The following is a 10,547-nucleotide window of genomic DNA, read 5'->3' as shown; positions in this document are numbered from 1 at the left end:
ATTCCAAATTAAGGCACTACTTCTTTGGCAACCACTTAGGTATATTTACACGATCAAATAAAGTCATAAAGCTTCCTCTTTCCAGGAAGCTTTTCTTTTTACCTCAACCCTAAACCTTCCCGAATCGAACCTGCCCAGCCCTTCGGTTCGAATCTGGTAGTGATAATAAAAAACTTTATTGCTTATTGTTGCAGAAAAGTGTTAAACGAAAAAAGCTTCATCTTTCGATAAAGCTTTTTGGCGGAGAGTGAGGGATTCGAACCCCCGAACCTGTGACAGTTAACGGTTTTCAAGACCGCCGCATTCGACCACTCTGCCAACTCTCCGCCACAAAAGTAGAAATTCTACCCTGATTTGCAAAATTTATTTTAAAATAAAATGCCTTCTGACTTACACAGGGCAACATTCTACTGAAAACTAAGATTTTATAAACTGCAAATCAGCTGTAAATTTTACCTCGTCTGATACCATCACACCTCCTGTTTCCAAAGCGGCATTCCATGTAAGTCCAAAGTCTGTTCTGTTGATTTTTCCATTTACCGTATACCCTACTTTATCATTTCCCCATGGATCTTTGGCCATACCTCCGAATTCTGCATCCACAGTAATAGATTTAGTTACCTGATTAATCGTTAGATCACCCGTGATTTTGAAGTTCTCATCATCGACTACAGCGATACTTGTCGATTGAAAAGTAATATATTGGTTCGAAGCTCCGTCAAAAAAATCCGAACTTTTCAAATGTTGGTCACGTTGCTCGTTTTTCGTATCTATTGAATCCACTTCAATCTTTACTTCCACTTGTGCCTGAGATAAATCATCATTCGGATTTTGAACATTCACTTCAAAATTTTTGAACTGCCCTTTAACAGTTGAAATCATCATATGACGCACCTTGAATTCTATTTCACTGTGTGCACCATCTAATTGCCAATTTGCCATAACTTTATTTTTTATAATGTTTAATGCTTTTTTATGATAGTCAAAGGTAGATAATCGATATGCATCGAATTATTAATCTATATTAAGAAAATAAGAAAAAAATTATTCAATTGTATAGCAAACAGTTATTGAAAAATGGACAAAATTTCCATCTATAATTTTGCATATATTGAACAAAACACTACTTTTGTGTTACCGAAAGGGAGGCGCCAATAGCTCAGCTGGATAGAGCAACGGTTTTCTAAACCGTCGGTCAGGGGTTCGAATCCCTTTTGGCGTACGACTTTCAAAGTCCTTCAAATTACTTGGAGGACTTTTTTTTATACCCACATCTCTGAACTTTCGGTGGCGTAGTCCTTCGCTATTTAAATGTATTCACCCAAATTTGCTTCTCAACCGTTATTTATTCCCGTCTTCTATAAACATCATTTCAAACGTAAAAGTTTCCATTTTTAGCAAAAAAATCTTAAATTAATATTGCAAAACCTTAATCATCAGAATCTATACTATAAATTTCTCCTATACGAAATAGAATTATACTATTTTATTAATCAGGGACATATAGGTAATTTCACCAAACGAAATAGTTCAGATAATTATTAACAATCGCAAATCATTACAATATGGAAAACAGTTCGAATGACATCAGCAAATGCCCATTCCACAATGGGTCAATGCAAACAAACAATGCAGCAGGTAGAGGCACACAAAATAAAGATTGGTGGCCAAATCAATTAAACCTACATATTCTAAAGCAGCATGACACCAAAATAAACCCTATGGGGGAAGATTTTGATTATGCGAAGGAGTTTCAATCTTTAGATTTAGACGCATTGAAGGCTGATTTAAAAAAGTTAATGACGGATTCGCAGGACTGGTGGCCTGCTGACTTTGGACATTATGGTCCCCTATTCATCCGTATGGCATGGCATAGTGCGGGTACATACCGTATCCAAGATGGTCGTGGCGGTGGTGGCGAAGGCCAACAACGTTTTGCGCCCTTGAATTCTTGGCCAGATAATGTGTCGCTAGATAAGGCACGTCGCTTATTGTGGCCTATAAAACAAAAATATGGACGTAAAATCTCCTGGGCCGACTTGATGATATTAACAGGTAATGTGGCCCTCGAATCTATGGGATTTAAAACATTAGGATTCGGTGGTGGCCGGGCTGATGTGTGGGAGCCCAATCAAGATGTATATTGGGGGTCGGAAAGAACATGGCTCGGTGGAGATGAACGCTACTCACAAGGCTCCGAGGGCGTAGTGGACGAAGGTGTACTGGTGTCGGATGATGATGCCGATGGTAAAATACACACACGCGATTTGGAAAATCCATTGGCAGCGGTACAGATGGGGCTAATATATGTTAACCCGGAAGGTCCAGATGGCAACCCGGATCCAATCGCTTCCGCAAAAGATATTCGTGACACCTTCAGCAGAATGGGAATGAATGACGAGGAAACGCTTGCACTTATAGCAGGAGGTCATACTTTCGGTAAGACGCATGGCGCAGCCTCTGCCGACCACGTTGGGTCCGATCCTGAAGCTTCTGATATAGAAATGCAAGGTCTAGGATGGGCGAACTCATATGGCTCGGGTAAGGGCGCAGACACTATTACATCGGGCTTGGAAGTAACCTGGACGAGTAAGCCAACGGAATGGTCAAACTTATTCCTAAGCTATTTATTTGGTTTTGACTGGGAATTAACCAAATCTCCAGCCGGAGCGCACCAATGGGTCGCAAAAAATGTAGGCGAAATTATTCCCCATGCCCATGATCCAGAGAAAAAAATAAGACCAACTATGCTTACTTCTGACATTGCGCTACGCATGGACCCGATATACGAGAAAATAGGTCGTCGATTCCTGGAGAACCCAGATGAATTTGCTGATGCATTTGCTAAAGCTTGGTTTAAACTCACTCACCGCGATATGGGACCAAAATCCCGCTATTTAGGTCCTGAAGTTCCTGCTGAAGATTTCTTGTGGCAAGATCCAGTTCCGGCTGTGGATCATGATCTTTTAAGCGAATCTGATATAGCAGCTTTAAAAAGCGAAATATTAGGATTAGGATTAACCGTATCGGAGTTGGTGTCGACAGCATGGGCTTCTGCTTCTACTTTCCGCGGTTCAGACAAGCGCGGTGGAGCTAATGGTGCTCGCATCCGTCTGCAACCTATGAAAAATTGGGAAGTAAACAACCCTGTTCAATTGGCTACTGTATTAAACGCTTTAGAGGGCTTACAAGCTAAATTTAGTGAATCGGGCAAGAAAGTATCCATGGCAGATTTAATTATCTTGGCCGGTGCTGCTGGTATTGAAAAAGCAGCCAAAGATGCAGGATACGTTATTACAGTACCTTTCCGTCCGGGACGTACAGATGCTTCGCAAGAGCAAACAGATGTCGATGGATTAAAATGGTTAGAACCGATTTCTGATGGTTTTAGAAACTACCGCAAATATCCTAATCGTGCAGTATCAACCGAAGAACTGCTCATAGACAAGGCTCAATTACTGACCCTTACCATCCCCGAGATGACAGTGTTGATTGGTGGACTAAGAGCTATAAACATCAACTATGACGGTTCAAAGCATGGTATCTTTACAGACCGACCAGGGCAACTCACAAATGATTTCTTCGTCAATTTATTAGACATTAGTACGCAATGGAAAGCGATGGACGATAAAAAAGAAATATACCTAGGTATTGACCGTCAATCGGGTCAGCCTAGATGGACAGGTACACGCAACGATTTAGTTTTTGGATCAAATTCTGAATTAAGATCTGTAGCTGAAGTGTATGCTTCTGCGGATGCTGCTGAAAAATTCATTATTGACTTTGTAAATGCATGGAATAAAGTAATGAATGCAGACAGATTTGATTAAGCATAAATCATATTTATTCTTAAAAATGAAAATAGTCCCCAGCAATGAGAGGGCACTGAAAAACTATCCACTAAAAAAGGGCTTATGAATTTTTTTACTCATAAGCCCTTATCCTTTGTTTATTTGAATGCATTTAGCAACAACTCTTCAAATAAGAGATTCTCAGTGGGTTAAATATGTGCTTTTTCCCTTTTTTTGATACTCAAATTTTTGAAGAGGACTTTTTCAGTGCCCTCAGCAATGAGGGCTATTTTTTTTGTGCATGCTGCAACAAAAAGGCCTTCCAGAATATGGAAGGCCTTTGAAATAAAATTGTTGTACTATGATTAGTTGAATTTGAATTTCAAACCAAACTGCATATAATACGTTGAAGAAATTGTCTCATTCGGTCTTTGTGCCTCACGGATAATATCACCATTGGCATTACCCATTCTGAAAGTAGGTTTCTCAGTACCATTTATATCCAAAGCTGGTCGTCCAGGGTTACTACCACTTGCAGCAATGCTAACCATATTTTGAGGTATTAATAATCCGTTATTATTATTTTTGAAAATACCCCATGATGAGTTAAATAAGTTACCGATATTGAACACATCCCAGAAGAACTCTAAGGAATTGTTACCTTTAGCGATACCACTGAACAATTGTTGTGATAAGCGGAAATCAAATTGATGTCTCCAAGGAGCTACAGCACCATTTCTCTCTGCGTATTGACCTTTACGTGATTTTAAATAAGGGTCATTATCTACGAAGCTGAAGAAAATATCCGATTGCTGTTGAGCAGTATAACCTTCTGCTCTATATCCGCTAGTACCTGGCGCAATATCAACGAATGTAATTTCAGAAGCGTCTTTTGGTACATAGATTAAATCATTTGTCTGACCATCTCTGTTGAAGTCAGTCGTATAATAGTATGAATAACGACCTTGAGATCCACCAGTATAGAATAAAGACATTGAAGTTTTCAAGTTTTTAATCCAAGTATTCTCGTATGAAACTGCAGCTACTATACGGTGAGGGATGATATTAGTTGTATAACCCAATTCACCCATGTTTGAGTTACCACCATATTGGTTTGGCAAGCTCCAAAGGTTAGCAATTTGGTCACCAGTACCATCACCATAGTTTTTAGCACCACTTGCAGTATAAGCAATCATACCAGATAGACCTGAAGAAAACGCTTTAGTCAATTGGAAAGTAGTAGACCAATAGTGACCACCTTTCTCATTGTACATCTCTATCGCATTGAAACCTCTATTTTGAGTTTGATCTACCGCTCCTGTAGAAGTAATTCTATTGATGTGTCTATCTCTTGCTGCATCTGGGAAAATAAATCTATTATCTGCATAACCAGCGATATTCATAGCCGTTGGTTCTACGTAATTTAAGTTACGCGCTACTACTGCATTAATATCTTTATTATAAATCGCCTCAATAGTCGCTGTAACACCCCAAGGCAAGTTATAATCAGCTGCTAAGCTTGATTTCCATGTCGAAGGGAATTTTAAGTCCTCCGCCATTGCTGACACACCTGAAGTAGGGATGAATGTTCCTGCTTGCGGTAAGGTAGTTGGATAATTTGCTTTATAATCTGGACTAAACACTGGTGTGTTTGCCTTTCCACTTTTTGCATCTGTAGTCTGCAACATACCTGCATCGCCAGATTGTGCTACGATCCATACAAATGGGATACGTCCTGTGAATACTCCTGTACCACCACGTACGATAAATGAACGATCGCCCATTACATCATAGTTAAATCCTAAACGCGGGGAAATCATCAATTGAGATTTTGGCAAAGCACCTGTATTTACTTTAGCTCCATTCAGGAAAGTCAAGCTATTCACCAATGGGTGTGTTTGAATTTCCGAAACATTTGGATATGTCGGCAATTCGAAACGAATACCCCCTGTTAATTTTAATTTCGAATTGACAGAGAATTGATCTTGTAAGTAAAGAGAGAACTGATTAAACTTGAAAGAAGGGAAAGCTTGGCTTCCATCCGCTGTCATTGGATAAGTCAAAGCATAGTTAGATGCCTTCTCACCATTTACAAAATCAGCCCATGAGTCAAATATATAATATCCTGTACCGAAACGTTGGAAACCGTTTTTAGTTAATGATGTCTCAAATTGAAAACCTGCTAATAAATTGTGGCGACCTGCTGTGTACTCACCATCATAGTTAAATGTTTTGGTTTCGACATCTCTTAAGTTTCCAAAAGTGAATGGCTCATAACCAAATGTAGTGATTACTGAAGCTCCATCTTTGATATCTACTAATGGGAAAAGACTACTTTCTGAACTTCTTGGTTCATTTTGATTCACATAGCTAAAACGAGCAGAGTGATTGTATGCTCCAAATGAACCAGAATATTCTACCGTAGCTGAATAAAGGTTATTTTCGTTGAAGTAATTTGAATTAGAGAAGTGAAGAGCGTTTATACTTGTTCTATTGTTAGCGCCGGAGAAGCTTACACCTGAATTGGTAGTAGAAGAACTTAATGTTGCTGGAGATTTACCTTTTACTTGGTTGTATCTCACGTTCAACTTATGGTTTTCAGCGATATTCCAGTCAATTCTTGCAAACAATTTATCATTATTGCTTTTGTTAGAATAACCTTGATATACACCTGGATCATAACCATATTTGCTGATCAAGTGATCTCGTACTGTATTCAAAAATTCCTCGGTTGGTCTAGCTACATAGGATGCAGATCCAAAAGGATTAGAAGCAGAAGATGCAATTTTGTTTGGTCCCGGTTCTGTTGTTTTATTTTGTTCCAAATTGACAAAGAAGAATAATTTATCCTTAACAATTGGACCTCCTAAACTAACACCGTATTGTTTTTCATTTAAATCATTAATGTTAGTCATTACATCATTGACACGAGTACCTTGTTGCTTGTCCGAACGACCGGTGTAGAAAGCCGATCCAAAGAATTCGTTACGACCCGAACGCGTTACCGCATTGATAGAAGCACCTGTAAAACCAGACTGACGTACATCAAAAGGTGTAACGTTTACTACAATCTGCTCGATCGCGTCAATAGATATTGGCGACCCTCCAGCAGGGATGTTTTGACCAATACCAAATTGGTTGTTGAAGTTAGCACCATCGACTGTGAAGTTGTTGGCTCTGTAATTACCTCCACCGATTGCTGTACCATTAGCTTGAGGCGTTAATCTTGTCAAATCGTTCACACTACGAGAAATCGAAGGAAGACTCTCAATTTGTGCACGACCCACAACTGTAGAAGTACCACTTTTGTCACTTTTTCTGCGACTTCCTGTGATCATTATTTCATCCAGCTCTGTTGTTGATTCACCAAAAACAGGATTCAATACAAATGGTTGACCTAACTGAAGGTACACATCCTCATACACAAGAGGTTGCTGACCGATGTACGTCACCTCGATACGGTAAGGTCCACCCACACGCATATTCGAAAGATTAAATCTTCCTTGCGTATTCGCTGAACTCGAGTACGTAGTTCCGGAAGGAATGTGAATAGCTTTGATTGTGGCACCTGTGGTAAATTGGCCGGTGGATTCTGTTACTACACCAGTAAGGCTACTGGTTGTAACTTGCGCCTCTACTACACCATAACTAGCAAGCATGAGGGCAAAAAAAAGTAAATTTTTCTTCATTTGGATTATTTGACTAATTAGCAGCAAATTTAAAACTAATTTTAACAGTATTTAACAATTAACATAATCTTAATATGGAAATGGTGGATAGCCTTTAAATAGTTTTAAAATAGAATGGAACTTTTAATAGCATTTTCACAGTCGTAGAGCCTACTTTATTTCACATTTTCAATTATTTAAGTGAAAAAATTTCCATCCAACTAATTTTTATAAAAATAAGTTTTGTAAAAATTTACATTCATTTGATTTTTCTCCTGAGTAAGCTCAAAATTAGGTCGTTATCCTTCATTTTATTCCAATTCAAGATAATTATGTAGCATAAATAAATTAGTTATAATCACAATTAATCGTGTACTAATAAATATTTGACCTAATACAATAATGCACTTCTCACACCAAATATTCTTATTTAACATTATTTTACACATCCGATAAAATAAGTTACCTTTGCAACCAATTTCATATTTATCTCTAAAAGATGAACAAAAATTCCACTCTCTTGTATGCCTCTGTGGCATTCATGCTTACCAGCAATGTTGCATTAGCTCAACAAGTAATCACTGGTAAAGTAACTGATGGCAAGCAGCCTATAGCTGGAGCCACTATCCTAGTCTCAGGAAGTAAAGAAGGAACGTCTACGGATGCAAACGGAAACTTCACATTGACTACCAACCAATCCAATGGCCAACTTCAGATCAAATTCATCGGCCACGAAACTCAACAAATTAATTTCTCCTCATCATCTCCTCTGGGTACTATCGTTTTGGCATCCACAGATGAGCAGGCTTTGGATGAAGTAATTGTTGTAGGTAGAGGATTGATTGACGTTGCTGAAGATCGTTTGACTCCTATTGCGGTATCTACAATCTCTAGACAAATTATTGAAGAAAAAGTAGGTGGTCAAGACATTACAGCAGCGCTAGTGAATACTCCATCGGTGTATGTGACTAGTCAGGCTCGCGGTTTTGGCGAATCTTCGATGACTACACGTGGTTTTGACCAGTCAAACACGGCTTTCTTGCTAAATGGTCAACCAATCAATGGTATGGACAACGGTCGTGTATATTGGTCTAACTGGAATGGTTTGACAGATATTGCTTCTTTAGTTCAGATTCAACGCGGTCTTGGTTCTTCGAAATTAGCTATTTCCTCTGTAGGTGGTACAATCAACTTTGTAACCAAATCTACAGATATGAAAGCTGGTGGTTTTATCAAACGTACCGTAGGTAACGACATGTTGCGCAAATCAACTATCGCTTACAATACAGGATTGATGAGCAACGGATTTGCGGTATCAGCCATGTTCACAGATTGGAGAGGTGATGGATATATGGACAGAACAGGCGGGTCGGGACAAAACTATTTCCTATCTGTCGGTTACAAAGTAAATGACAACCATAACTTAAATTTCATGGTAACTGGTGCACCTCAATCGCACAATCAAGGTTACACAGCGAGTTTGAAAAACTTCTTAGAAAAAGGAAGAAAATACAATGATAACCTACAAGTTATAAACGGTGAATTAATGAACCCGCGTAAAAACTTCTACCACAAGCCTGTTGCTAACTTAAACTGGGATTGGAAAATTTCGGACAAGTCAGCTTTAGCTACGGTAGTATATGCTTCTATGGCACGTGGTGGTGGTCAATCTCCACGTACAGATGCTTCTTCGGCGAGAGTTCCTTACTTGGCTGCAGACATGAACAATCACCAATGGTTTGGTATTGTATCTAACTACAACCGTGATTTAACAGAAAACTTGAGCTTCAATTTTGGTTTCGACTTACGTGATTACAAAGGTACACACTACAGACAAGTTACTGATTTATTAGGTGCTCCAAGCATTACTCATGAAATCAGAATGTTGGACCCTCAGTCAAGAACGAAATACGAAACTTCAAACGAGTTCTCGACAAATCCTTGGAAAACATGGTCTAATTCAGCGAAATCTAAAGAAGACCGTTTAGCTTGGGAATACGATCAGACAATCCGTTACGGTGGTCTATTTGGACAATTAGAATATGCTAAAGATGGTTTCACAGCATACTTCCAAGGTTCCATCTCCCAACAACAAAACATCCGTAAAGATTACTACCAATATGAGGAAGGCAAACAAAAATCGGATAACGTTAACAACTTAGGATACAACACAAAAGGTGGTCTAAGCTACACTTTAGCTGGACATACATTATTTGGTAATGCAGGTTACTATTCACGTCAACCTTACCAAAATAATATCTTCATGAATTATGCAAATGATATAAACCCATATGCATTCAATGAAGAGATTTTAGGTCTAGAATTAGGTTATAAATTCACATCCAACTTTTTCGATGCGAGCTTAAATGCTTACCGTACGACATGGGATAATCGTGTGACTGGTAGTTCATACTTTATCGATGCCAAAGGTATTGCAGACAATAAATTCGATACTTCTTTAATTCAACCTGGTGATTTAGTTTACCAATCTAATTATGGTGTAAAACAAAACCATAAAGGTTTAGAATTGGATTTAGCAGCACGTTTATTCTCTGGTTTCACATTGAAAGGTTTTGCTTCAGTAGGTGATTGGAAATATGAAGGTGATGCGGTAACAATCTCTAGAAACGAAAACCGTGAAGTATTAGGCACAAGCAATAGAGATCTTACAGGAGTAAAAGTAGGTGATGCTGCACAAACATCGTTTGGTGCTGGTATCAAATACTTTATCATCAAAGATTTGGCTATTGATGCTGATTACAGAAACTACGATAGATTATACGGAGCACTGCCAACTAACGGAACAAAAACGTTGAGATTACCTTCGTACGATATCGTGGATGCAGGTATATCATACAAAGTGGTGCTAAGTGACAAAAATACGATGAGTTTCCGTGTGAATGTAAACAACTTATTTGATGAGTTCTACATTTCAGAAGCTACTTCTTACAGAGAAGCTGGTGCTAATGATGCAGTTTGGAAAGGTGTCAACACTTCCAATTATGTATTAATGGGCTGGGGACGTACTTGGTCAGGTTCTGTGAAATTTACTTTCTAGAATAGCATATAACGCATAATTATTTATCTC

General features: G+C 38.7%; 4 protein-coding genes and 2 tRNA genes. 3 read left to right on the top strand and 3 right to left on the bottom strand.

Annotated features, from left to right (window positions below; translation table 11 throughout):
* Positions 1-238: 238 nt before the first annotated feature.
* Positions 239-326 (bottom strand) — tRNA-Ser (locus EDC17_RS12170).
* Positions 327-417: 91 nt separating this feature from the next.
* On the bottom strand, positions 418-942 hold the full coding sequence (locus EDC17_RS12165) for a YceI family protein (protein WP_132778342.1): 525 nt from the start codon (positions 940-942) through the stop codon (positions 418-420).
* Positions 943-1,148: 206 nt separating this feature from the next.
* Here EDC17_RS12165 and EDC17_RS12160 point away from each other — a divergent pair.
* Positions 1,149-1,222: transfer RNA gene (locus EDC17_RS12160), tRNA-Arg, on the top strand.
* Positions 1,223-1,565: 343 nt separating this feature from the next.
* The gene (gene katG, locus EDC17_RS12155) at positions 1,566-3,830 is read left to right on the top strand and encodes a catalase/peroxidase HPI (RefSeq protein WP_132778341.1); all 2,265 of its coding nucleotides are present in this window, start codon (positions 1,566-1,568) and stop codon (positions 3,828-3,830) included.
* A gap of 326 nt (positions 3,831-4,156) precedes the next feature.
* Here katG and EDC17_RS12150 read toward each other — a convergent pair whose 3' ends face one another.
* Positions 4,157-7,480, bottom strand: a complete 3,324-nt coding sequence (locus EDC17_RS12150; protein WP_132778340.1) for a TonB-dependent receptor — start codon at positions 7,478-7,480, stop codon at positions 4,157-4,159.
* A gap of 478 nt (positions 7,481-7,958) precedes the next feature.
* Between EDC17_RS12150 and EDC17_RS12145 the strand changes: the two genes are divergently transcribed.
* Positions 7,959-10,517 carry a TonB-dependent receptor gene (locus tag EDC17_RS12145; protein WP_207895756.1) on the top strand — a complete coding sequence of 853 codons (2,559 nt, stop codon included), beginning with the start codon at positions 7,959-7,961 and terminating at the stop codon, positions 10,515-10,517.
* The last annotated feature ends 30 nt before the right edge of the window (positions 10,518-10,547 follow it).

This window comes from Sphingobacterium alimentarium, from assembly GCF_004342685.1.
GTDB lineage: Bacteria > Bacteroidota > Bacteroidia > Sphingobacteriales > Sphingobacteriaceae > Sphingobacterium > Sphingobacterium alimentarium.
The sequence above is the reverse complement of the archived record's forward strand: the minus strand, read 5'-3'. Positions and strand labels throughout refer to the sequence as shown.

What these genes read in the sequence shown, in the direction of transcription:
- EDC17_RS12165 (WP_132778342.1), bottom strand. Translation starts at nt 942, where the DNA reads ATGGCAAATTGGCAATTAGATGGTGCACACAGTGAAATAGAATTCAAG.
- EDC17_RS12150 (WP_132778340.1), bottom strand. Translation starts at nt 7,480, where the DNA reads ATGAAGAAAAATTTACTTTTTTTTGCCCTCATGCTTGCTAGTTATGGT.
- EDC17_RS12145 (WP_207895756.1), top strand. Translation starts at nt 7,959, where the DNA reads ATGAACAAAAATTCCACTCTCTTGTATGCCTCTGTGGCATTCATGCTT.
- katG (WP_132778341.1), top strand. Translation starts at nt 1,566, where the DNA reads ATGGAAAACAGTTCGAATGACATCAGCAAATGCCCATTCCACAATGGG.